This window comes from Streptomyces sp. NPDC107522, from assembly GCF_055657525.1.
On sequence record NZ_JBVKAU010000003.1, the window covers coordinates 293,653 to 316,346 of the forward strand.

19 protein-coding genes are annotated in these 22,694 nt (G+C 71.9%); 6 read left to right on the forward strand and 13 right to left on the reverse strand.

Features of this window, described 5'->3' with window-relative positions; translation table 11 throughout:
- Positions 1–56: 56 nt before the first annotated feature.
- The 11 genes from ACZ7L6_RS11345 to ACZ7L6_RS11395 all read right to left on the reverse strand — a co-directional run bounded on the left by ACZ7L6_RS11345 (position 57) and on the right by ACZ7L6_RS11395 (position 14,005).
- Positions 57–833 (reverse strand): spherulation-specific family 4 protein, encoded by a 777-nt coding sequence (locus ACZ7L6_RS11345; RefSeq protein ID WP_471922321.1) that lies wholly within the window; start codon positions 831–833, stop codon positions 57–59.
- Positions 821–1,798 carry an NAD-dependent epimerase/dehydratase family protein gene (locus ACZ7L6_RS11350; RefSeq protein WP_471922323.1) on the reverse strand — a complete coding sequence of 326 codons (978 nt, stop codon included), beginning with the start codon at positions 1,796–1,798 and terminating at the stop codon, positions 821–823. The genes ACZ7L6_RS11345 and ACZ7L6_RS11350 overlap by 13 nt, the downstream gene beginning before the upstream one ends.
- A 216-nt stretch (positions 1,799–2,014) precedes the next feature.
- Complete coding sequence (locus tag ACZ7L6_RS11355) at positions 2,015–3,322, reverse strand: hypothetical protein (protein ID WP_471922325.1); 1,308 nt, start codon at positions 3,320–3,322, stop codon at positions 2,015–2,017.
- A complete protein-coding gene (locus tag ACZ7L6_RS11360) occupies positions 3,319–5,028 on the reverse strand; it encodes a DUF3492 domain-containing protein (RefSeq protein ID WP_471922327.1) in 1,710 nt (569 codons plus the stop codon). The genes ACZ7L6_RS11355 and ACZ7L6_RS11360 overlap by 4 nt, the downstream gene beginning before the upstream one ends.
- 219 nt (positions 5,029–5,247) lie before the next feature.
- Positions 5,248–6,861, reverse strand: a complete 1,614-nt coding sequence (locus ACZ7L6_RS11365; RefSeq protein ID WP_471922329.1) for a dipeptide ABC transporter ATP-binding protein — start codon at positions 6,859–6,861, stop codon at positions 5,248–5,250.
- A complete protein-coding gene (locus ACZ7L6_RS11370; RefSeq protein ID WP_471922331.1) occupies positions 6,858–7,856 on the reverse strand; it encodes an ABC transporter permease in 999 nt (332 codons plus the stop codon). The genes ACZ7L6_RS11365 and ACZ7L6_RS11370 overlap by 4 nt, the downstream gene beginning before the upstream one ends.
- Entirely contained in the window at positions 7,853–8,878 is a 1,026-nt protein-coding gene (locus ACZ7L6_RS11375) for an ABC transporter permease (protein WP_471922333.1), read from the reverse strand. The genes ACZ7L6_RS11370 and ACZ7L6_RS11375 overlap by 4 nt, the downstream gene beginning before the upstream one ends.
- 50 nt (positions 8,879–8,928) lie before the next feature.
- Positions 8,929–10,647 carry an ABC transporter substrate-binding protein gene (locus ACZ7L6_RS11380; protein WP_471922335.1) on the reverse strand — a complete coding sequence of 573 codons (1,719 nt, stop codon included), beginning with the start codon at positions 10,645–10,647 and terminating at the stop codon, positions 8,929–8,931.
- A gap of 237 nt (positions 10,648–10,884) precedes the next feature.
- Entirely contained in the window at positions 10,885–10,977 is a 93-nt protein-coding gene (locus ACZ7L6_RS11385; RefSeq protein ID WP_341846150.1) for an Ms4533A family Cys-rich leader peptide, read from the reverse strand.
- 56 nt (positions 10,978–11,033) lie between these two features.
- Entirely contained in the window at positions 11,034–12,596 is a 1,563-nt protein-coding gene (locus tag ACZ7L6_RS11390; protein WP_471922337.1) for a DUF3152 domain-containing protein, read from the reverse strand.
- Positions 12,597–12,952: 356 nt separating this feature from the next.
- Complete coding sequence (locus tag ACZ7L6_RS11395; RefSeq protein ID WP_471922339.1) at positions 12,953–14,005, reverse strand: alpha/beta fold hydrolase; 1,053 nt, start codon at positions 14,003–14,005, stop codon at positions 12,953–12,955.
- Positions 14,006–14,255: 250 nt separating this feature from the next.
- On the opposite strand from ACZ7L6_RS11395, the gene ACZ7L6_RS11400 reads away from it, so the two are divergent.
- The 4 genes from ACZ7L6_RS11400 (at position 14,256) to ACZ7L6_RS11415 (ending at position 16,301) form a co-directional block, all read left to right on the forward strand.
- Complete coding sequence (locus ACZ7L6_RS11400) at positions 14,256–14,480, forward strand: hypothetical protein (protein WP_471922341.1); 225 nt, start codon at positions 14,256–14,258, stop codon at positions 14,478–14,480.
- A 261-nt stretch (positions 14,481–14,741) separates the two neighbouring features.
- On the forward strand, positions 14,742–15,383 hold the full coding sequence (locus ACZ7L6_RS11405; RefSeq protein WP_234765491.1) for a TetR/AcrR family transcriptional regulator: 642 nt from the start codon (positions 14,742–14,744) through the stop codon (positions 15,381–15,383).
- Between the two features lie 223 nt (positions 15,384–15,606).
- The gene (locus ACZ7L6_RS11410) at positions 15,607–15,834 is read left to right on the forward strand and encodes a DUF3107 domain-containing protein (RefSeq protein ID WP_019754243.1); all 228 of its coding nucleotides are present in this window, start codon (positions 15,607–15,609) and stop codon (positions 15,832–15,834) included.
- 197 nt (positions 15,835–16,031) lie between these two features.
- Positions 16,032–16,301 (forward strand): hypothetical protein, encoded by a 270-nt coding sequence (locus ACZ7L6_RS11415; protein ID WP_433047193.1) that lies wholly within the window; start codon positions 16,032–16,034, stop codon positions 16,299–16,301.
- A gap of 166 nt (positions 16,302–16,467) precedes the next feature.
- On the opposite strand, the gene ACZ7L6_RS11420 is transcribed toward ACZ7L6_RS11415, so the two are convergent.
- Entirely contained in the window at positions 16,468–17,232 is a 765-nt protein-coding gene (locus tag ACZ7L6_RS11420; protein WP_471922343.1) for a ferritin-like fold-containing protein, read from the reverse strand.
- Between the two features lie 477 nt (positions 17,233–17,709).
- Here ACZ7L6_RS11420 and ACZ7L6_RS11425 point away from each other — a divergent pair, with 477 nt between their 5' ends.
- On the forward strand, positions 17,710–20,337 hold the full coding sequence (locus ACZ7L6_RS11425; protein WP_471922345.1) for a DEAD/DEAH box helicase: 2,628 nt from the start codon (positions 17,710–17,712) through the stop codon (positions 20,335–20,337).
- Between the two features lie 259 nt (positions 20,338–20,596).
- The gene (locus tag ACZ7L6_RS11430) at positions 20,597–21,538 is read left to right on the forward strand and encodes an alpha/beta fold hydrolase (RefSeq protein WP_471922347.1); all 942 of its coding nucleotides are present in this window, start codon (positions 20,597–20,599) and stop codon (positions 21,536–21,538) included.
- A 63-nt stretch (positions 21,539–21,601) separates the two neighbouring features.
- Here the strand turns inward: ACZ7L6_RS11430 and ACZ7L6_RS11435 are convergent, their stop codons facing one another.
- Complete coding sequence (locus ACZ7L6_RS11435) at positions 21,602–22,495, reverse strand: NYN domain-containing protein (RefSeq protein ID WP_384193493.1); 894 nt, start codon at positions 22,493–22,495, stop codon at positions 21,602–21,604.
- Between the last annotated feature and the right edge of the window lie 199 nt (positions 22,496–22,694).

Sequence of the window (22,694 nt, forward strand, 5' to 3'; positions counted from 1 at the left end):
CCGTTGGTCGGTCGATCACTACAGTTGTTCTCCCCGTAACACTGCCATGGGCTTTTTCATTCCGAGACACCTGTTCCGATCCGCGAGACGATTTCGTCCCAGTAGCCGGGCATGGTCTCCCACGGGTCGGTGCGGCCGTGGCCCGTGCGATCGGTGAACCAGATCGTCGCTGCGCCCTGCCAGCGGGCGATGCGCAGTGCCTCGTCGAGGTGGCCGAGGGGCACTCCGTGGACGAAGTGGCAGAAGCGGTCGGGCGGGTAGTCGGCCGTCCACTCCGCCACCTGCGACCAGCGGTAGTCGCTCCACGGGCCCCGGAAGGTGACCAGTTGATCGCCGCACTCGGCGTAGCCGGGGTGCGGGTGGGTGCCGTGGCCGAGGACGATGTGGGCCTTGTCACGCAGCGCGCGGAGCGCGCCGACCGTGCGGCGGATCTCGGGCAGCGCGGCGCGGTCGGTCGGGCAGCCGTCCAGGAGGAAGCCGTCGACCCGGTACCAGTCGAGGTACCGGTGCGCCTCGGAGATCACCTCGCCGAAGGCACGCGCGCCGTGGGCCGTGCCGAAATGGGCCGTGCCGAGGCGGGCGGTGGCGAGGTGGCCGAGGATGCGGACTCCCGCGGCGCGGAGTCGTTCGGCGGCCTGGAGGCAGTGCGGGTCGGGGCGGGTCCCGGGGCCGTTGGCGACGTTCAGGGCGACCCAGTGCACGGGGGTGCCGGGGCGGGTGAGTTCGCCCCACTCGGTGGGTGCGAGAAGGGGGTGTGCGTAGCCGGGGATGCCGAGGCCGGTGCGAAGGTCTGTGCTCGATGTGGTCGGTGTGGTGCCGGTCAGATACGGCATGCCGCCTCCATCCAGATGTCACCGAGGGACTCTTCGAGGTTGATCCGGGGGCGCCAGCCGAGCCGGTCGCGTGCGGTGCGCACGTCGGCCTGCTGCCAGCTGCCGCAGCCGTCCGGGTACGGGTACATGACGGGGGCAGCGTGTCCCGGGTGGGCCATGTGGTCCGAGTCGGCGCGGGGGTGGCCGATGGTGGAGCGCAACGGGCCGGGCGGGCCGTCGAGTTCGTGGAGGGCGCCGCCGTATCCGGCCACGCGGGCGAGGACCGCGGCGGCGTCACGGAGGCGGACGGCGCGGCCGGAGCCGATGTTGATGACGCCCTGCGCCGCGGAGAGTGAGGCGGCGTGCACGGCGCGGGCCACGTCGCGGACGTCGACGAAGTCGCGCTGGGCGCCGAGGCCGGTGAGTTTGAGTTCGCCGTCGCCGGACTGCATGGCGCGGCGCATGGCCTCGGCGAGGCGGCCTAGGGGCGAGCCGGCGGGGGTGCCGGGGCCTGCGGGTGAGAAGACCCTCAGGACCACGGCGTCCAGGCCGGAGCCGAGGACCAGTTCGGTGGCGGCGAGCTTGCTGACGCCGTACGGGCCGCCGGGGCGGGGGACGGCGTCCTCGGCCGTGGAGGAGCCTGGCTGGCTCGGGCCGTACTCGGCGCCGCAGCCGATCTGGACGAGGCGGGCGCCGCAGCCGCTGCGGCGCAGGGCCTCGCAGACGGTGGCGACGGCGACGGTGTTGTGGCGGGTGAGTTCGCGGGCGCCGCCCCGGGTGGCGCCGGCGCAGTTGATGACGACGCCGGGGTGGACCGCGTCGAGGAAGCGGGTGAGGGCACCGGGGCTGCCGGACGCGAGGTCGAAGCGGACGTCGGCGTCGTCGCCGCGGCCCAGTGCCGTGAGTTGGACTGCGGGGTCGGCGAGGAGGCGGTCGGCCACGAAGCGGCCGAGGTAGCCGTTGGCTCCGATCAGCAGGACTCTCATCGGGCGGCTCCCGGGGCCGAGGGGCGGTCGGGTCGGGAGGTGATCATTTGGAGGTCTCCTTAAACGACTTCAGGGGAGAGGGGGATTCGGACAGGAGCGCTTCATCCGGTTCGTGGGCACGTATGCCTGCGGCGGTCTGTGCCGGTGAGGGGGCGTGCGCGTGGCGCCTCCCGACGCGTTGTGGATCGGGGCGGCACCGCGCGGGTTGCTGTCGTGTCACCACGGCTGATCCCGCCCTGCGTGTGCCGACGCCCTCGTGAGCGTGCGCGACGCGTGCAGCAGGAGGGTCAATGCGCCCGCGCCGCAGGCGATGGTCGGCACGGCGGCCGGGCCCCATGTGTCGATCAGGGCCTGGACGGGGGTTGCCAGCCACGCACAGTCGGGGAGGCGGGCTGCGAAGAGGGTGGTCAGGGCCGTCACCTCGGCTGAGGCTGTGGCCGTGAGGACGAGGGCGGGGGCCTGAGTGGGGCCGTGGGTGGTGAGAAGGCGCGAGAGGAACAAGAGGGCGCCCAGGGTGAGGGTCTGGGGATAGGCGGCGGGCTCGTCCAGGGCGGTGGTGGTCAGGGCCAGGAGGGCAGCCAGGGCGCCGAGGTAGAGCGTGAAGGTGCCCAGGAGCAGGGGCTTTGCGGACGTGGCGAACTCGGCCAGGGCCCTGCTGGCCGACACTTTGCGGCGGGCCCGCACGGCGAGGAAGTGGGCGCACCAGGCCGCGGGGGCGCAGGAGAGGGTGAGGGCCAGGACGGGGGCGGCGGTCAGGGGCCAGGGGCCCTCCGCGGCGCCGGTGGGGAAGGTGTCCGGCCCCCCACTGGCGGCAGCGCGGAGGAGTCCGTCGCCGAGGAGGGCGTAGGCGATGAGCCAGCAGGTCCGGGTGGCGGTCGGGTTCGTGCGGAACGTGGTGGCGAGCGGCCCTCGGGCCAGGGCGGCGCGCACGGCAAGGGCCACCGCGAGGGCTCCTGCGACGGCCACGATCAGGCGGGACCGGCCGTGGGTGTGATGCAGGGCGATCACGGCCGCCGTGCAGAGGGCTCCGGGGAGGAGGGTGAGGAGGATCCAGCCGGCTCGTGCGCGGGGGGTGGTGAGGGGTGGGGAGCTGGGGCGCGCTTCTCCGTCGCGGGGCATTCGGGCGTACATCTCCTCCGCGAGGGAGAAGACGTCCCGGTGCAGGAAGCGTGCCGCTGTGCGGTCGGTGACGCCGTGGGCCTCCAGGCCGGCGGCGATCTCCAGGGGGTCCACCGCGCGTTCGCACAGGTCGCGGTGACGGTGCATCAGCGCCTTCACGGGGTCGGCGCCGGTACGGCGGGTGGGGGTCGGCCGGGGGCCGGTCGTGCGTGCGGCGGTTGATTGCTCCGTGGTCGTGGATGGGGTGTCGGCTACGTCTTCGCGGGCGTCGGCTCCGTGCTCGCGGGCGTCAGGTCCGTTCCCCCGTACGGGCGTCTCCGTCACGAGCCACTCCTCCGACCGCTCGTCCCAGGCCCCGGGGCTGGTGGGGGCGCCGGGGAGGTCCAGCCCTCCTGGGCCGCTCATCGTGCCGCCTCGGTCGCGGGCGCCGTGGTGGCGCGTACGGGGGCTCCCGTCGGGCGCACAGGGCCACCGCGGGCCACCAGGCGTGCACCGCGCTCGGTCCAGCGACCGGGGACATGGGCTTCGGCGGGGACGGCGAACGGCAGGGGGGCTCCGGCCTCGTCGAGGACGACTCGGCGGACCGGGGTGCGCGAGACGATCTCCAGGTAAATGCCGTGAAATGCTGCGACGTTCTGCTCGACGGTGAACAGTTCGAGCGCACGCGCGCGTGCGGCCGCGCCCAGGCGCGCACGGCGCTCGGGGTCGCGCAACAGCGCCACACAGGCCTCCGCGAGCGCCCGTGGGTTGCGCGGCGGCACGACGAGACCGGTGCCGCCGATGACCTCCACCACCGCGCCGACGTCCGTGGACACCGTCGCCCGGCCGCAGAGCATGGCCTCGACCAGTCCGATCGGGAAGCCCTCCACGACGCTGGACAGGACGGTCACGGCGCCCGAGGCGTAAGCGTCGGCGAGGGTCGGGACCTCCGGGCCGCCGATCTCCTCGAAGGAGACGGGGTTGACGCCGACCGTGTGCGGGCCTTCGGCCTCGTCGGGGAAGAGCTGCGCGGCCAGCGTCTTGCAGTGGCCGAGATAGGCGGCGCCCTCGGCGCCCGAGGGCGCGCCGACGATCCGCAGGCGCGTCTTCGGCTCCTCCTTGCGGACCTCGGCGAAGGCGTGCAGCAACGACACCAGGTCCTTCGCCGGTTCGACCCGGCCGACCCAGACGAGCGTGTCCGGGTCCGCGCACTCCGGGCCCTCGCCCACCTCCGCGAAGCGGGATGCGTCCATGCCGGGGTAGACGGTGCGGAGTTTCCCGCGGTCGGCGCCGCAGCGCTCCTGCCAGCGGCGGGCGTGGCCGTTGCCGGGGGTGATGAGGGCGGCCCGGGTGTAGGTCTCGGCGGCGAGCCTGCCGTGGAAGGCGGCGAGCAGGGAGCGTACGGCGGGCGAGGACTCGGGGGCGGCCAGGTAGTGCGTGCGCAGCCGGACCCCGTACTCGGTCAGCAGCAGCGGCACGCCGCAGAAGTGGCGGGCGAGCAGGCCGGGCAGGGCCGCGGGGCCCCCGGAGGCGGCGTGGCACAGGTCGACCGAGCCCAGACCGTCGTCCTCGTACCAGTCGAGCGAGAGGGGGCGCAGGGCGCGTTCCAGATGCGCGGCGACGGCCAGCAGATCGGGTACGCGCGCCTCCCGCGCCGGGCCCAGTGCGCCCCGCGCCCGGCAGGCGCGCTCGAGGGTGCGTACGGCGGCCTCGGATCGGAGCGCTCCCACCAGCCCGCCCTCGTCGCGGGCGAGTTCGGCGAGCCCGTACAGCGCGTTGCCGAAACGGTCCGCCTCAGTGGCCGACGCGTCCTGGGGAATCCCGGGGGCGTCCATGGGGCCGCCCGCGCACAGCACGGTCACGAGCTCGCCGTAGCACTCGGCGAACCGTCGGCGTGCGCGGCGCCCGTAGCCGACCCCGTCGTCCTCCGCCGTCCACAACGGCGCCGTGCGCACCCGGCTGACCTGCGCCGGCAGCGGGACCCACCCCGCGTTCTCCTGGCGCTCGCTGCGGCTGAGCGCATAGATGTCGAACTCGTGCTGTCCGAGCCCGCGCACGAGCCGGTCGCACCAGAGCCCGGCGTCACCGCTCACATACGGATAGCCACCCTCCGCAATCAGTCCGATGCGCACGAGTACACCCCCGATCTCCCTTGAGGGGAGCCGCCGTTCCTCCGGCGGCTCGCAGCGGGACGAACGTATGCGGACAAGGCGGTGGCGCGATGGACGGTTGTCCATCGCGCCACCAAAAGGGGTGAACGGTCGTAACTTTCCCGTGCAGGTCGCGTTCCGTCGCGCTAAGAGATCACACGCATACGGATCGTCACACCTGAACGGCTCGGACGGTCACGGTCACACCACGGCCAACTCCCGTCGTGCGGCCCGCCGCTGGGCCGCGATCCGCGGGTCGAGTGCGGGTACGGCGGCCAGGAGCTGCTTGGTGTACGGGTCCTGCGGGTTGTCGTACACCTCGTCCACGGGGCCCTGTTCGACGATCCGGCCGCGCTGCATCACCGCGACCCGGTCACTGACCTGGCGTACGACGGCGAGGTCGTGCGCGACGAAGACGAGCGCGAGCCCGAGTTCGCGCTGCAACTCGCCGAGCAGGGCGACCACCTGGGCCTGGGTGGTGACGTCGAGCGCGGAGACGGGCTCGTCGCAGACGATGACGCGCGGGTCCGCCGCGAGCGCCCGCGCGATGCCGACGCGCTGGCGCTGACCGCCGCTGAACTCGTGCGGGTAGCGGTCGTAGTGCGCCGCTTCGAGCCCCACGCGCTCCAGCAGTTCCCGCACACGCCCTCGGATGCGCCCCTCGTCACGCTCCCCACGCGCGCGGAGCGGGTCGGCGATCGACTCACCCACGCTGCGGCGCGGGTTGAGGGAGGAGACAGGGTCCTGGAAGACCATCTGCACGGCCGGATCGAGGCCCACGCGCGCGTGGCCGTCGTAACGGACCTCGCCCGCCGTCGGTTCCAGGAGGCCGACGAGCATGCGCCCGAGCGTGGTCTTGCCGCTGCCGCTCTCCCCCACGATCCCGAGGCTCTCGCCGCGGTGGATCCTCAGCGAAGCGTCGTCCACCGCCGTGAACGCCCGCTTCCCGCGCCCGAACTCGCGCCGCAGGCCGCTCGCCTCCAGGACGACCTCCGCCGAGGCGGCAGACGGTTCCTCCGCCGCCGCGTCAACGGGGCGCGGAGCGTCGACGCGCGGGACGGCACCGAGCAGTTCGCGCGTGTACGGCTGCGCGGGCGAGCCGAGGACGGTGGCGACCGGCCCGTGTTCGACCGCGCGTCCGTGCCGCATGACGAGCACCTCGTCGACGCTCTCGGCGGCGACGCCCACATCGTGCGTGACGAGGAGGAGGCCCATGCCGGTCTCCTCGCGGAGGGTGTGCAGGAGGTCCAGGATCTGGGCCTGGACGGTCACGTCGAGCGCGGTCGTGGGCTCGTCGGCGATCAGCAGGTCGGGTTCGCAGGCCAGCGCCATGGCGATGAGGGCGCGCTGGCGCATGCCGCCGCTGAACTCGTGGGGACGGGCACGGGATCGCCGTACGGCGTCCGGAATGCCCACCCGGTCCAGCACCTCGACGGCACGCGCGCGTGCGGTTCGTCGCGAGGCACGCGTGTGCACGCGGTACACCTCGGCGATCTGGTCCCCGACGGCGTAGTACGGGTCCAGGGACGACAGCGGATCCTGGAACACCATCGCGGCCTTTCCGCCACGAAGCCGCCGTAGTGCCTCCTCAGGCGCCTTCCGTACGTCGACGCCGGCCACCTCGATCCCGCCGCCGACCCGCGCGCCCGTACCGCGGTGCAGGCCGAGCAGGGCGGCGGCGACCGTGGACTTGCCGGAGCCGGACTCGCCGACGAGGGCGAGGGCGGCGCCCTGCTCCAGCCGGAAGGAGAGCCCGTCCACGGCGCGCAGGGACCCGAACTCGACCGTCAGGTCCGTGACGTCGACCAGACTCATGCCAGCACCACCCGTCGGTCGGCCACCGCGTACAGGACGTCCGCGACGGCGTTGGCGAGAACCACGAAGAAGCCGGTCACCAGGACCATGCCGACGACCACCGGCAGGTCGACGACCTTGACCGCCTCGACCAGCTCCTGGCCGATGCCGGGCAGCCCGAACAGCGTCTCGGTGAGTACGGCTCCGCCGAACAGGACGCCCAGGTTGTTGGCGTTCACGGCGATCAGCGGGGCCACCGCGCCGCGCAGGGCGTGCCGCCGGATGATCGCCCGCTCCCCGACGCCGTAGGCCCGGAAGGTGCGCACGTGGTCCTCGGCGAGGGTCTCCAGCATGGAGGCCCGGGTCAGCCGGGCGTACGTGGCGGACTCGATCAGCGCGAGCGACAGCCAGGGCAGCAGGAGGTTCCAGGCCCACTGTTCGGGGTCGTCGGTGAAGGCGACGTACTGCGGGAAGGGCAGCAGCTCCAGTTGTCCGCAGACGACGATCATCAGGACGAGGCCGATGACGAAGACGGGCGTGGACATGCCCGCGAGCGTGAGCGCGGTCAGCAGCCGCTCGCTGAACCGGCCGCGCCGCCACACCGACAGCACCCCGGTGCCGACGCCGATGACCAGCCACAGCACCATCGCCCCGAGCGCGAGCGAGGCCGTGACCGGCAGCTTCGCCAGGATCAGCTCCGTGACCTGCTGGTCGCTCTGGTACGACAGCCCGAGGCAGGGCGCCGAGCAGTGCTGGACCGAGGTGCCGGTGGAGTAGTCCTGGCCGACGAAGAGGCCCTGCAGGAAGTGCCAGTAACGCGTGTACAGCGGGTCGTCGAGGTGCAGTTGCCCGGCGACCTGCTGCACCTGGGCGGGCGAGCAGCGCGGACCGCAGGTGATCTGGGCGACGTTGCCGGGGGTGACGTAGAAGACGACGTAGATGATCACCGAGAGGGCGAACAGGGTGACCACGGCACCGGCGGCCCGGCGCAGCACGAATCCACCGAAACCACTCATGACGCCCTCCCCTTCGCCTCTTGCTTGTGTTCCGTCGTCTCCTGCTCGCGCCCCGTCCCCACCCGCAGCCGCGAGGCCGCGCGCGGGTCGAGGGCCGTGCGTACGCCGTCGCCGAGCACGGTGAGGGCGAGGACGGTCACGAAGAGGGAGCCCGCGGGCAGCAGCAGGTACTGCGGTGCCGCCTGGTACCAGACGTCCGCGGAGGTCAGCATCTGCCCCCAGGAGGGCGTCGGCGGCTTCACCCCCACGCCGAGGAAGGACAGGGCGGCCTCGACGGTGATGTTCGTCGGGACGAGGATCGCCGCGAAGGTGATGACGGGGGCCGCGAGGCCGGGGAGCAGCTCGCGGCGGGCGATCCGGACGGTGCCCCAGCCGCTGAGCCGGGCCGCGGCGACGTAGTCGAGCTCCTTGAGGGTGAGCGTCTGCGCGCGCACCATCTTGGCGAGCGTGCCCCAGCCGGAGACCAGTCCGACGACCAGAGCCACCAGGACGGGGCGCGGGAAGCTCGTGGGCACGACGGCGAGCAGGGCGAGCGCCACGACCATCAGCGGCATGGCCACGAAGATGTCCGCGATCCGGGTCAGGAGAAGGTCCACCCAGCGGTTGCCGAGTCCGGCCGCGACGCCGATGACGACGCCCAGCACGAGCTGCACGACCGTCGCCGCCAGCGCGACACCCAGCGACACACGCGCGCCGTGGACCAGCCGCGCGAACAGGTCCCGGCCGGTCTGCGGTTCGACGCCGAGCCAGTGGTCGGCGCTCACTCCCCCGAACGACCCGATGGGCACGCCCCCGCGCGCGGAGTCCACCAGGGACGGGTGGTAGGTGGTGGGGTCCTGGCCCTCGAGCGCGGTGAGCAGCGGCGCAGCGAGCGCGACCAGGACGAGCAGCGCGACGACGACCGCCGCGACGAGGGCGGCACGCTGCGTTCGCAGCCGCCGCCAGAACTGACGAGCCCCCGACGCCCCCGGGACGGCGGTGTCCGCCCCGGGGGCCTGGGAGGTCAACAAGGCCTCGCTCATGATGACTTGACCAGATCCATTGACTACTTGATCCACTTGACCTGGTTGACCTACTTGACCGCGACCTGGGAGATGTCCAGTACGCCGGTCCAGTCACTGATCACGACGTTCTTGACGCCCTTGCCGTACAGCCGCTTGTAGACCGGGTGGAACAGCGGCACGGTCAGGGCCTGCTCGCCGATCTTCTTGTCCAGTGCGCCCCATCGCTTGGCGGCGGCGTCAAGATCGGTCAACTTGTTGATCGCGTCAATCTCGGCATTGACCGACTTGTCGTCGAGCAGGCCCGTGTTGAAGTTCGCGCCGTCCTTGACGATCTGCCGGCCGTCGAAGATCGGGGCGAGGAACGGACCGCCGGAGGGCCAGTCGGCACCCCAGTGGGCGAGGAAGAAGCCGGGCTCGGTCTTCACGTTGTGGATCTTGTCGGAGTAGTCGTTCTCCTCCAGACCCTGCAGCTTGACCGTGATGCCGGCCTTCTTGAGCGCGTCCTGGATGGCGGTCGCTATCTCGGGGCTGGTCTCGAAGTCCTTGGCGTTGGAGTGGGTCAGGGTGATGGTCAGGCCGTTCGCGTAACCGGCCTCCTTCAGCAACTCCTTGGCCTTGGCCGGGTCACCGGCCTTGCCCGCCGGGAAGTGGTCGTACGGCGTGTAGCCGAAGGACTTCTGGTCCGGCAGGAAGGTGGTGGCGGGCTCGGCCAGCGCCGAACCACCCGCGGCATTGACCACGGACGACCGGTCGATGGCGTACGAGATCGCCTGCCGCACCTTGACGTTGTCGAACGGCTTGATCGTCGGGTTGAACGCGATGTAGTTGGTGTAGCCGAAGTGGCCGGTGCCGACGCGAGAAGCAAGTTCCTTGTCGCCCGTCACCTTGGCCAGCTCGGCCGGCCCGAGGTTCGTGTCCGTGGTGACCGCGGCCGCGTCAGCACCCTGGGACGAGGACAGCCGCTGGTTGATCACGGACGAGTCCAGCCCGGACCGTACGTCGATCTTGTCCGGGTACGCCTTGCGCTCGGCGTCCGTCGCGGCGGACCAGTAGGTGTTCCGCTCCAGGACGAGCCGTTCACCGTCGTTCTCGTTCTTGACGACCTTGTACGGCCCGGACGAGACCGGGTGCTCCTCGTACTTCGTGCCGGTGTCCTTCTCCTGCGGCACGGGCGTGAACTGCGTCTGCGTGGCCAGGTACGGGAACTCGCCCTCGGGCTTGTTGAGCCGGAAGACGATGGTCCGCTCGTCCGGCGTCTCGATCGAGTCGAGCCCGCCCTTGTCCTTGTACGGCCCCTCGTAGTCGGCGCCGCCGATCAGCCAGTCCCTCAAGTAGGGTGCCCCGCCGGACAGTTCGGGCGCGAAGGAGCGCTCGATGCCGTACTTGATGTCGGCCGAGGTGATCGGGGTGCCGTCCTCGTACTTGAGGCCCTCCTTGAGGGTGTACGTCCACACGGTGGCGTCCTTGTTCGGGCGCCCGGTGTCGGTGGCGAGGTCGGGGACGACCTCGGCACCGGCCTCCCCGTTCTCGCGGTTGCGGGTGGTGAGCGTGCGGAAGACGAGGGACGGGACGTTTCCGCCGCCGGAGGTGTACAGGCGGGCGGGGTCGAAGTCCTGCTGCGGACTGGAGTTCAGGACCGTGAGCGTGCCGCCCTTGTGGGGCGTGGAGTCGCCGCCGGCGCCCTTGGCATCGTTGTCCTCAGGCCCGCAGGCGGCGGCGCCCGCTGCCACGACCAGGCTGACGGATGCCGCGGCCACGCGGCGCGCTATGACGGACGGATGACGCATCGGAGACGACCTCTCGGTTTGATGGATCTCGCATGGACGGTCGAGAACCGACTCGGCTCGACCAGTCTCGGATGGCGAGACGGATTGACGCGGAGTGAGACGGAAATGAGCAGACGTCTGCCCCGGCGCCGGGTCGTCGGAAACCCGTGAGAAGAGCCGCGGGGTCGGACCCCGTCAGCGACTCAGCGACTCACAGGAGAAGGAGAAGATCGCGACGCGAACGCCGAGGGGCGAGCGTCAGCGACAGTGAATGTCGGCCACGCACAGAGCGGTCACACCGATGAGCGCCAGCTCGATGGCGGCGCGAGAAGAGGCGTGACGGGTCGACATGTGCAGAAATATGGATCAACACGCTGCACATGTCAATGTGATGTATGAACCATCCGTCAACTCCCGGGATATGGCCAGGGGTTGGCCCGGCAGTGGATCCCGTTGTGATCGAGGAACTTGGTCTGCTGCTGCATGACCGGCGCGAGATCGCCGTCCTTGTCACAGGTGACATGGCTGAAGCCGAGCCGGTGCCCGACCTCGTGGTTGATCAGCATCTGCCGGTACGCGTGAATCCGGTCACCGTAGGTCTTCGACCCCTGCGCCCATCTGTACGCGTTGATCATCACGCGCTCGGTGGCGGCCGAGTCGCACGACACGTTGTCCTCGGTGGTGTCGAGTCCGGACTTGGCGCACCAGACGGCGGTGGTGCCGGGGCTGGCCAGTGTGATGACGAAGTCGGGTTTGCCCGAGTAGATGCGCTCGAAGGTGCGGGCGCCGTTGTGGGACCAGCTGCGGTCGTCGTTGAGCGTCTTCTGCACGGCCTCGGCGAAGAGTTCGCCGTCCAGCCCCAGCCCCTGCTCCACGTCCACGCGATAGGTGAACTTCTGCCCCGCACCGGGCGCCTTGTCGATCCCCGGGATCGCGTCGAACTTCCCCGAGCCCTTGAGCGTGGCGCCGAGCGCGTACTTCTCGCCCATCTTCTGCTCGTACGTCAGCGGCGGCACGCTCGGCACACCGGACGGCACCGGCCGCCCGTCCCCGCGCGAGGCCGAGTCACGGGCGTCCCGCGCCTGATCGGCGGCGGACCGCGACTGTACGTCGCTGTCGTCCCGCCCCTTCGCGACCTGCCCGGCGACCACGACGGCCAGCGCGGTGACGACAGCGGCGGCCGCGATGCCGGTGAAGGTCCGGCCCTTGGCGCCCTTCGCCGGCACGGGCTCGCCGGTCGGCGGGGCGTCGTCGTCGAGGTCGGTGTCGTTCGCGACGCCGATGCCGGTCCCGGTGTCCCAGTCGGTGACGGAGGCGTACGGGTCGGCGACGTGCGTGGAGCCGGACGTACGGGGCGCGAACACGTCGTCGCCGCCGTCCTCGCCGAAGGCGTCCAGGTACTCCTGCCGGGGCCCCTCGGACGGCGGCGCCTGCCGGGGCCGCGGAAGGGGAACGCCGGTCGCAGGCGGAGCACCGGCCGCCCCGGAAGCCCCGCGAGCGACCCCGGTCCGCCCCCTCAGCTCACCCCAGCCACCACCGGGTTCACGCGGCTCGGGGTGACCGCCGCGGATCAGGGGGGTGCCGTGGGCGGGAGTCCCGTCCGGCAGACGGGGAACGCCGTGGGCGGGAGTCCCGTCGGGAAGCCTCGGAAAGCCGTGCGCGGGCGTGCCGTCGGGCAGCCGCGGAACGCCGTGCGCCGGGGTGCCGTCCGCCAGCCGCGGAAAACCCTGCGCGGGCGTGCCGTCGGGCAGCCGCGGAATGCCGTGCGCCGGAGCACCGTCCGGCAACCTCGGCATGCCATGCGCCGGAGTACCGTCCGGCAACCTCGGCATGCCATGCGCCGGAGTGCCGTCCGGCAACCTCACAAAACCCTGCGCAGGCGTGCCGTCGGGCAGCCGAGGGACCCCCCGCGGGGGCGTACCGTCATGGACCCCGGGTCCTCCGTACGCCGGCGCCCCACCCGTCGGCATCCCCTGCCGACCCAGCGGTGGCCCCGACACTCGGCGACCACCGGGACCAGGCGCGCCAGGCCCGCCAGGCCCGCCGGGAGCACCAGGCCCGCCAGGCCCGCCGGGAGCACCAGGCCCGCCAGGACCAGCAGGACCACCAGGCCCGCCGGACTGCGGCCAGCCGCCCTGCCCCGCCCCCGGAGCCGTACCCGGCCGCGCAGCCGGAACCCGTCCGGGACCCGTGCCCGGTACGGACGGCCCCCGCCGGTCGGCGTCCGCCTCCGGCTGTGCTCCCCGGGATCCCCGTCGTGCAGTTGTGTCCGCGGTGTCGCGCTTGGCGGCGGATCCGCGGCGGCTGTGGCGTCCCACGTCGCGCCTCAGCTCCCCGCGCTCTCGGTCACTGCGTCGCCCTCGTCCACGCCCACACCCACGCGCGAGGTCGCGCCCTCGACGGCGGCACGCCCGCCGGCCGCCGCTTCCCCCGTCTCCGCGAGGAGTTCACGGAACGCCCGGGCGATCACCTCCGGGTACTCCATCATCGCCACGTGCCCGGCCTCCGGCAGGCTCAGCAGACGGGAGTCACGGAAGGTGCGCGCGGCCTTGCTGCACATGCGGTAGCCCACGAGCTGGTCCCGGCCGCCGTAGACGAGCAGCGTCGGCGCCAGCACCCGCTCGGCCTGGCGCCACAGCGCGTGCTGGCCGCCCAGCGTGTAGGCGTTGACCAGCCCGCGCGCGGAACGCGTCATCGCGTCCCAGAAGTACGGCAGTTGCAGCCGCCGCTCCATCTCCTCGACGGCGTTGCGGAATCCTTCCGGCGTCACCTGCCCGGGGTCGCCGTAGCAAAGGTGCAGCACGCCACGGACCCGCTGCTCCGCCGTCCACTGCCGGGTGAGCCGGGTGAAGAGCGCGGTGACACCCGGCACCGCGAGCAGCGCCGTGGGCACGGCGCTGCGCTGGACGCGGATCTCCGGCAGCGCGGGCGACACGAGGGTGAGCGTACGAACCAGGTCGGGGCGCACCGCGGCGACGCGCGTGGTGACCGCGCCGCCGAGCGAGTTGCCGAAGAGGTGTACGGGGCCGCGGTCGGAGGCGTCGAGATAGCGGATCACCGCGCGTGCGTGCGCGGTGATCGAGTAGTCGCCGTCGTCCGGTGGCGGCGAGTCGCCGAAGCCCGGCAGGTCCACGGCCTCGCAGTCGACGTCGCCCTCGAGCTGCTCCATCAGCGCCGACCAGTTCTGGGAGGAACCACCGAGTCCGTGCACGTACAGCGCGGGCGGCAGCCCTTCGCGCGCGGGCGGCCTGGAGCGCACCGTGAGCGTGATGCCCGGCAGCCCGACCGACCGCAGCCGCTCGCCCTCCCCGACTCGGACGGCCGCCACCTTGGGGAGGACATTGGCGGCCGGCACGGACGGGAGCTCGGTCGAAGACATGCGGCAATGTTACGAGAGGATCACGCCCTGGTTCATGTGTTCGGCGTCACAACTCGACACGTACATGGCAGACGCCTGACCGGTGTACCCATGGAGGGAGGCCCGTCCGAATTGCCCACAGATCCCCCGCAGATCGCATAGCGTCCGGAACGGGTGTCTCCTAGGCTCGTACGCAGGGCACCCGCATGTGGACCCCTGCTTCGCCCAGGGACGTCGTGCCCCACGGGGACGTTCTAGGAAGGGAGCCACCATGGCCGTCGATCCCACCGATCCCGAGACCTTCGTGGACGACGACACCGAGGAAGCCCAGGAGTTCGACGTCGAGGCCCCCACGGCCGACGCGGCCGAACAGCACGCCGACGTCAGGCCCGACCGCGACGACCCGATGACCGCCGTGAACCCGGACCGCGCCAACGAGGCCGATCTGGTCGAACAGGCCCGCGTCGTCTCCATCGACGAGGACGACTACCGGTGACGCGGGCGCGCACACGGGGCCGGTGAACACTAACGAACGCGTACGAGCGCGAACCAGGGTGCATTCTGGCGCGAAAAAGAGCGCCGCTGAGCAGGAAAGAGACCGCTTGCTGCCCGTTTGGTCCTGGTTTCAAACCTTCTACGCGACTTTCGCCACCGTCCGGTCCGTGAAATTCTGCGCTCGCACCGCGCACAGCCGGGTTACCGAAAAGTACGATGGCGGCGCGGCGCACACCGCATGTGGACGACTTTGGGAGGCGGCGTGACAGCCATCGAGCAGACAGAGGCGGCACGCCCGCGGGGCACTCGCCTGCCGCGCCGTGCCCGACGGAACCAGCTCCTGGGCGCCGCCCAGGAGGTCTTCGTCGCGCAGGGCTACCACGCTGCCGCGATGGACGACATCGCCGAGCGCGCCGGCGTCAGCAAGCCGGTGCTCTACCAGCACTTCCCGGGCAAGCTCGACCTCTACCTCGCCCTGCTGGACCAGCACTGCGAGTCCCTGATCCAGGCCGTACGGAACGCGCTTGCATCGACGACCGACAACAAGCAGCGCGTACGGGCGACGATGGACGCGTACTTCGCGTACGTCGAGGACGACGGCGGCGCCTTCCGCCTGGTCTTCGAGTCGGACCTGACGAACGAGCCCGCCGTGCGCGAGCGCGTCGACAAGGTCACCAACGAGTGCGCCGAGGCGATCTGCGACGTCATCGCCGAGGACACCGGCCTCTCGCGCGCGGAGTCCATGCTGCTCGCCTCCGGCCTCGGCGGCCTCGCCCAGGTGGTGGCCCGCTCCTGGCTGCACAGCGACCGCAGCGTTCCGCGCGACCAGGCGGTGCAGCTGCTGACGTCCCTGGCGTGGCGCGGCATCGCGGGCTTCCCGCTGCACGGCACCGAGCACCACTGACCGACCGCGCATGACCGACGCGCACGCGCGCGTGTGGCCGTACTACCACGCACCTGCCGCGCACGCGCGCGTGGCCTTCGCCGACGGGCCGGGCATTTGTTCCCGCCCGCTGTTCGCTCCTGGCGTTCTTGGGCGGAGGGTGTACGTCCCCTCACCGGGCTAATGTGTGCTGGGTACGGCGCGGAAGGTCGCGCACTTCACTGACCGTCGGAGGGACAAAGCCGTGGAGGTCAAGATCGGCGTGCAGCACGCGCCCCGCGAGATCGTTCTGGAGAGCGGTCAGAGTGCCGAGGAGGTCGAGCGGGCGGTGTCCGAGGCGCTGGCCGGGAAGTCGCAGCTGCTGAGCCTCGTGGACGAGCACGGCCGCAAGGTCCTGGTCCCGGCCGACCGTCTCGCATACGTGGAGCTCGGTGAGCCGGCCCCGCGCAAGGTGGGCTTCGGCGCGCTGTAAGGCAGGCGTCGGCAGACAGGCGTTCACGGGAGGGGCCCGGTGACTACGGTCGCCGGGCCCCTCCCCGTTTCGTCCCCCGTTCCGTCTCCACAGATGGAGCACAAGTCGATCACGGGGGAGGATTGCATTCCGCAGGTCAGGGGTATGACGGGCTACGACCGTTTCGAGCAGGTCGGCCATGTGGGAGGGACCCCAACATGCTCTTGGAAGCGCTCAGCTCCGCGATCCTCGGCCTGGCCCTGGCCTGGGCTGCCGCCCACCGCCTGCCGCACCGCCTGCCCGCGCGCTCCCTCGTCCTGCCGACGGGTGTCGCCGGCGGCCTCTTCGGCGCCTTCATCACGCACACCGCGCTGGACTTCGGCAACCTCTTCGTGGTCCTCATCGGCGCGGCCGTCGTCTCCGCCGCCTCGCTCTCCCTGCTGGTACGCCCCGCGGGAAGACTCCGCCGCCACTCGGCGACCGCGTGACCCCAGAGGACCGGCCGCCGGACGACTGACGTACGTCTTCAGCCCGTCCGGCGTTTGAGGAGAGGCCCCTTCAGGGCCGGAGCGGGGGTCTGGGGGCGGCAGCCCCCAGGGCCCGGGGTCGACGGGGCAGCGTCCCTTCAGGAGGGGACGGGTAGGGGCGGGAACCCTACGCCGCCAGCCCCAGCGCAGCCATCCGCTTCGTGTGAGCCTCAGTGATCCGCGAGAACATCTTCCCGACCTCCGCGAGATCGAACCCGTCCGCGACCCCACCCACGAGCATCGTGGACAGCGCGTCCCGATCGGCCACCACCCGCTGCGACTGCGACAGCGCCTCCCCCATCAACCGCCGGGCCCACAGCGCAAGCCGCCCACCCACACGCGGATCGGCATCGATAGCGGCCCGCACCTTCTCCACGGCGAACGACGCATGCCCGGTGTCATCCAGCACGGCCAGCACCAGCCCTCGCGTGTCCGAGTCGAGCCGGGCCGCGACCTCCCGGTAGAAGTCACTGGCGATCGAGTCACCGACGTACGCCTTGACGAGCCCTTCCAGCCAGTCGGACGGCGCCGTCTGCTTGTGGAACCCGTCCAGCGCGGCGACGAACGGCTCCATGGCCTGCGTCGGCTCGGCCCCGATCTCGGTGAGCCGGTCGCGCAGCTTCTCGTAGTGGTGGAACTCGGCCGACGCCATCTTGGCCAGCTCCGCCTTGTCCGCCAGCGTCGGCGCCAGCTTGGCGTCCTCCGCCAGCCGCTCGAACGCCGCCAGCTCCCCGTAGGCCAGCGCGCCCAGCAGGTCCACGACAGCGGCCCGGTACTGCGGATCGGCGGAGGCCCGCGCCCAGTCCTGGGCGGCGACCCCGGTGTGTTCGGCGGAGGAGTCTGCGGTGTCGGAGGCGTCAGGAGTGTTGTCAGACGTCGTCATGAAGCGCACAATAGCCCGCTCACCGCGTCACGGAAGTCCCTGGTCAATCACTGTGACGCCGACTACGTGACCAATTCGGCCATCGCATGTGCGTGTTTCCGGGGTATGGTGGTAATGCGCCCGCTGAGTACTCAGACGTATCTCGACGGGCCGCACGTTATGAGGATGCCCGGTCGGTGGCCCGATCGGCTCCGACCCGACAGCCCTCCACGGCCGTACGGCACTCCGCGTACGAAGCCCGGAGGGGGACACCCTCAGCGGTACGAGCGCTAGAGCGTCGGCAGTGGTCCCGTGCCTTACGGCCCGACCGTATGGCAGCCGACGTCCCCCGGCACGGTCCGTCAAAGACCCCCCGCGCTCGCCTCGCACCGCGCACACAGAAGAGGCAGCACCCTGACTACGACTTTTCGAGAGCTCGGAATCCTTCCCGAGACCGCCGAGGCCCTGGAAGCCGTCGGCATCACCACTCCCTTCCCCATCCAGGAGATGACCCTCCCCGTCGCCCTCTCCGGCACGGACGTCATCGGCCAGGCCAAGACCGGCACCGGCAAGACGCTGGGCTTCGGCCTCCCGCTCCTCGAGCGCGTCACCGTCCCCGCCGACGTGGAGGCCGGCCGCGCCAAGCCCGAGGCCCTCACCGACGCCCCGCAGGCGCTCGTCGTCGTCCCCACGCGCGAGCTGTGCACGCAGGTCACCAACGACCTGCTGACCGCGGGCAAGGTGCGCAACGTACGCGTCCTCGCCATCTACGGCGGCCGGGCCTACGAGCCCCAGGTCGAGGCCCTCAAGAAGGGCGTCGACGTCATCGTCGGCACCCCGGGCCGACTGCTCGACCTCGCGGGGCAGAAGAAGCTCAACCTCAAGCACATCAAGGCGCTCGTCCTCGACGAGGCCGACGAGATGCTCGACCTGGGCTTCCTGCCCGACGTCGAGAAGATCATCGACATGCTGCCGGCCAAGCGCCAGACGATGCTGTTCTCGGCGACCATGCCGGGCGCGGTCATCGGCCTCGCGCGCCGCTACATGTCGCAGCCCACCCACATCCGCGCCACCGCGCCGGACGACGAGGGTGTGACGGTCGCGAACATCGCGCAGCACGTCTACCGCGCGCACAACATGGACAAGCCGGAGATGGTCGCGCGCATACTGCAGGCCGACGGCCGGGGACTGGCCATGGTCTTCTGCCGTACGAAGCGCACCGCGGCAGACCTCGCCGACCAGCTCCAGCAGCGCGGTTTCGCCTCCGGCGCGGTCCACGGCGACCTCGGGCAGGGCGCCCGTGAGCAGGCGCTGCGCGCCTTCCGCAACGGCAAGGTGGACGTTCTCGTCTGCACCGACGTCGCCGCCCGCGGCATCGACGTCGAGGGTGTGACGCACGTCATCAACTACCAGTCGCCGGAAGACGAGAAGACGTACCTGCACCGCATCGGCCGCACCGGCCGCGCGGGCAACAAGGGCATCGCGATCACACTGGTCGACTGGGACGACATCCCGCGCTGGCAGCTGATCAACAAGGCGCTGGAGCTGAACTTCAACGACCCGCCGGAGACGTACTCCACGTCCCCGCACCTCTTCGAGGAACTGAACATCCCCGCGGGCACCAAGGGTGTCCTGCCCCGCTCGGAGCGCACGCGCGCCGGGCTGGCGGCGGAGGAGGTGGAGGACCTCGGTGAGACCGGCGGCCGCGGTGGGCGCGGTCGCGGTGCCCGAGGCGGCCGGGACGAGTCCCGCTCGTCCTCGTCCGACCGCGAGCGCCCGTCTCGTACGCCGCGTCGCCGCCGCCGTACGCGCAGCGGGTCGCCGCTGGACGGGACGCCGACGCCCGCCAACGGTCCCGCGACGCCCGAGGAGACCGCCGAGGCCACTTCGGCGGACTCCGTCACCGCGCCCCGCACCCCGCGCCGCCGTCGCCGCACCCGCGGCGGGGCGTCGACGGAGCCGGCTCCGGCCGTGACGGCCACGTCCGCGGACGCCGCGCAGGCAGCGGTCACGACGGCGGAGGGCCCGTCCCTGGACGTCTCCGAGGAAGCCCCGGCGAACCCGCGCCGCCGTCGCACGCGCAAGTCGGCGGAGCTCAAGGCGACTTCGGCCGAGGCTGCGACCACTTCGGAGTCCGTGCAGGCATCCGAACCCGTGCAGGCGTCCGAAGCCCTGCAGGCGTCCGAGCCTGTCACGGCCGCCCCGCAGGCGACGGAAGCCGAGGAGGCCACGGCCACCAAGCCGCGCCGCCGCACCCGCAAGGCGACCACCGCTGCGGAGACGGCCGTCGACACGGCGGAGAGCACCACCGAGGCCGTACAGCAGGCTCCGGAGGCCGCGGAGGCAACGGAGTCCAAGCCGCGCCGCCGCACCCGCAAGGCGACGACCGCCGCGGAGACGGCCGCCGCGGAGACGGCCGTCGACACGGCCGAGGCCGCGGAGACCAAGCCGAAGACGCGCCGCACCCGCAAGACCGCGGCGTCCGTCGAGACGGCCGACATCCCGGCCCAGACGGCCCAGGAGCCGGAGCCCACCGAGGCCAAGCCCAAGGCACGCCGTACGCGCAAGGCCACCGCTGCCGCCGAGACGGCCGTCGACACGGCCGAGGCCGCGGAGACCAAGCCGAAGACGCCGCGGACGCGCAAGGCGACCGCCGCGGCAGAGGCTGCCGTGGACACGGCCGAGGCTGCGGAGGCGAAGCCCAAGGCGCGGCGTACGCGCAAGGCCGCCACCGCCGAAGCCGCCGTCGACACGGCCGAGGGGACGACGGAGGCGAAGCCGCGCCGTACGCGCAAGGCCACCGCGACCGTTGCCGAGCCGGAGGCCGCCGAGGTCAAGCCCCGGCGCACCCGCAAGGCAGCGGCCACCGCTGAGGCCGCCGTGGACACGGCCGAGGCCGCCGAGGCCAAGCCGAAGGCACGCCGCACCCGCAAGACCGCGGCGTCCTCCACCCTGGCCGCGGACATCCCGGCCCAGGCCACCCACGAGCCGACGGACGCCGAAGCGCCCGCACCCCGCCGCCGCACCCGCAAGGCCACGGCGACCGTGGAGGCTGCCGACGGCACGGCCGAGGTGAAGCCCAAGGTGCGCCGTACGCGCAAGGCGACGGCCGCCGCGGAGCCCGCGGAGAGCTGATCTCCCGCACGACGGCCCGGTCCCGCATCATGTGGGGCCGGGCCGTCGGCGTTGCGGCGACTCCCACACTCCTGTCGCCTTCAGCCCGTCCGGAGTTTGAGGACAAGGCCCCTTCAGGGCCGAAGCGGGGGTCTGGGGGCGGCAGCCCCCAGGGACGGGACGGGTAGGGGCGGAGGGGGCGAGCCCCCCGAGGGCCACCGCAGCACCGGCCCACCACTCGCCGACCCACATCCCGCCCCCACCCGCTACCCTCCCCAACGTGACCACCCAACCCGCCGCCACGCCGCCCCCCAACGCCCGCGCCTACCCCCTCCACACCCCCCGCGGCACGTTCGCCGTGGTCGACTCCCCGGCCGCCCCCGACGTGAAGCTGCGCGGCGTAGCCCTCCTGCTCCCCGGATTCACCGGCAGCAAGGAGGACTTCACGCTCATGCACGAGCCGCTCGCGGCACGCGGCTACCGCACGATCGCCGTGGACGGACGCGGCCAGCACGAGTCGGACGGCCCCGAGCACGACGAAGCCCCGTACGCACAGGCAGAGTTGGCCCGGGACGTGCTCGCCCAGGCAGCAGCCCTCCGCACCCTCGACGACCCCGAGGGCACCGAGGGCCCGGTCGGCCCCGACACCCCCCTGCACCTCCTCGGCCACTCCCTCGGCGGCCAGATCGCCCGTGCCGCGGTACTCCTCGACCACTCCCCGTTCCGGTCACTCACCCTCATGGCATCGGGCCCCGCCCAGATCTCCGACTCCCAGCAGCAGCGCGTGAAACTGCTGCGGGACGCGCTCGCGGTGATGAACATGGCCGAGACCTGGGAGGCGATCCTCGCCATGGGCCCGCCCGAGGAGGTCGGCGGGCCGGCCCGCGGCATCGGCGGCCAGGACCTGCTGCGCCGCCGCTGGCTCGGCACGAAGCCCGCGCAACTCCTCGCCACCGGCCGCCAGTTGTGCACGGAACCGGACCGCGTCGACGAACTCGCCGCCGTCCCGCTCCCGTTCCACGTCCTGTCCGGCGCCAGCGACGACACCTGGCCGGTCCCGGTCCTGGACGACATGGCCGTACGGCTGCACGCCCGCCGCACGGTCATCCCCGGCGCCGAGCACTCCCCCAACGCCGACCAGCCCCTGCTCACCGCCCAGGCCGTCGCCGACTTCTGGGACAGCGTGGACGGCACCGACGGCCGTCGCCCCACGGACGCCTAGGGCGGCACGAGGACAGCCAGGCCCCCGAGCCCGAGCCCAGCGCCGCCGGGAGCGGCCCCGCCGCTAGTACTGCGCCTGCAGGTGCTCCCAGAACCCGTCCCGCAGCGCCCGCCGCAGATCGGCCTGCCCGCGCAGCGAGTACTGCAGCAGCCCCTCCGCCTCCACCAGCAGGTCCTGGTCCACCGAGCCGGGGAGGTAAGGGTGCCCGGGCAGGAGCTCGACCAGCGACTCCCGCCCCCGCGCCGCGAGCCACTTCGCCGCGATCTGCGCGCCGACGAACCGGACGTCCTCCCGGGTGGGCCGGGCCCCCGCCGCCTCGTACGCGGCGGCGGTGCGCCGGGAGACGTACGGCTTGAAGAAGTCGAGGTCGAAGGTGCGCTGGCTGTCGACCTCCCAGAGCAGGGGCTCGGCCTGGTTACGGCCCTCCGGCGCCTCGATGCCCCACAGGTGCACCCGCGCTCCGTACCCCTGCGCCGCCTCGACCGCCGACACCAGGTCCTCGTCCCCGCCGAGCAGTGCCGCGTCGCTGATGGCACGGTGTCTGGCCAGGGACTCCAGGTCGGTCCGGATCAGTGAATCGACGCCCTTTTGCTGGTTGTTGGCGTTGAGGTTGCCCAGCCGCACCTTCACATCGGGCAGCTCGGCGATCGACTGCTGCTCCGCCGTGTGGATACGGCGCCGCGCACCGTCGTACCAGTAGACCCGCAGCAGCCTGCTGTCCGCGAAGATCGTGCGTGCCCTGTCGATGAGCGCCTCGATCAGGCCCTCCGCGTCCAGATCGAAGGCCCGGCGGTCCTCCGTCCCGGCGACCAGGCGTCCCGCGGCGGCGTACAGATAACCCGCGTCTACGAAGATCGCATGGGTCGAAGGCGTCTTCGCCACCTCGGCGAGCATGCGTTGCAGCAGCTCGTTGGTGTGGTCGATGCGGGCGCCGAGCGCCGCGAGGTCGTCGTTCATCGCCTCCATTGTCCCGGCGGTCACGCTGCGAACACAACCGGTCCCGGTCAGTCCCGCGGTGATCTCTCACCAGCCGCTTACCGGTCAGTAGTTAGCCGTTCGAAAAATTTCTTTAGCGTAGGGAATGTTTGTAACACGCAGACCGTTGCATACGTGTGTAACCAAGTGTGAACCCAGCAGTTCTCCTCAGGAGGATGAC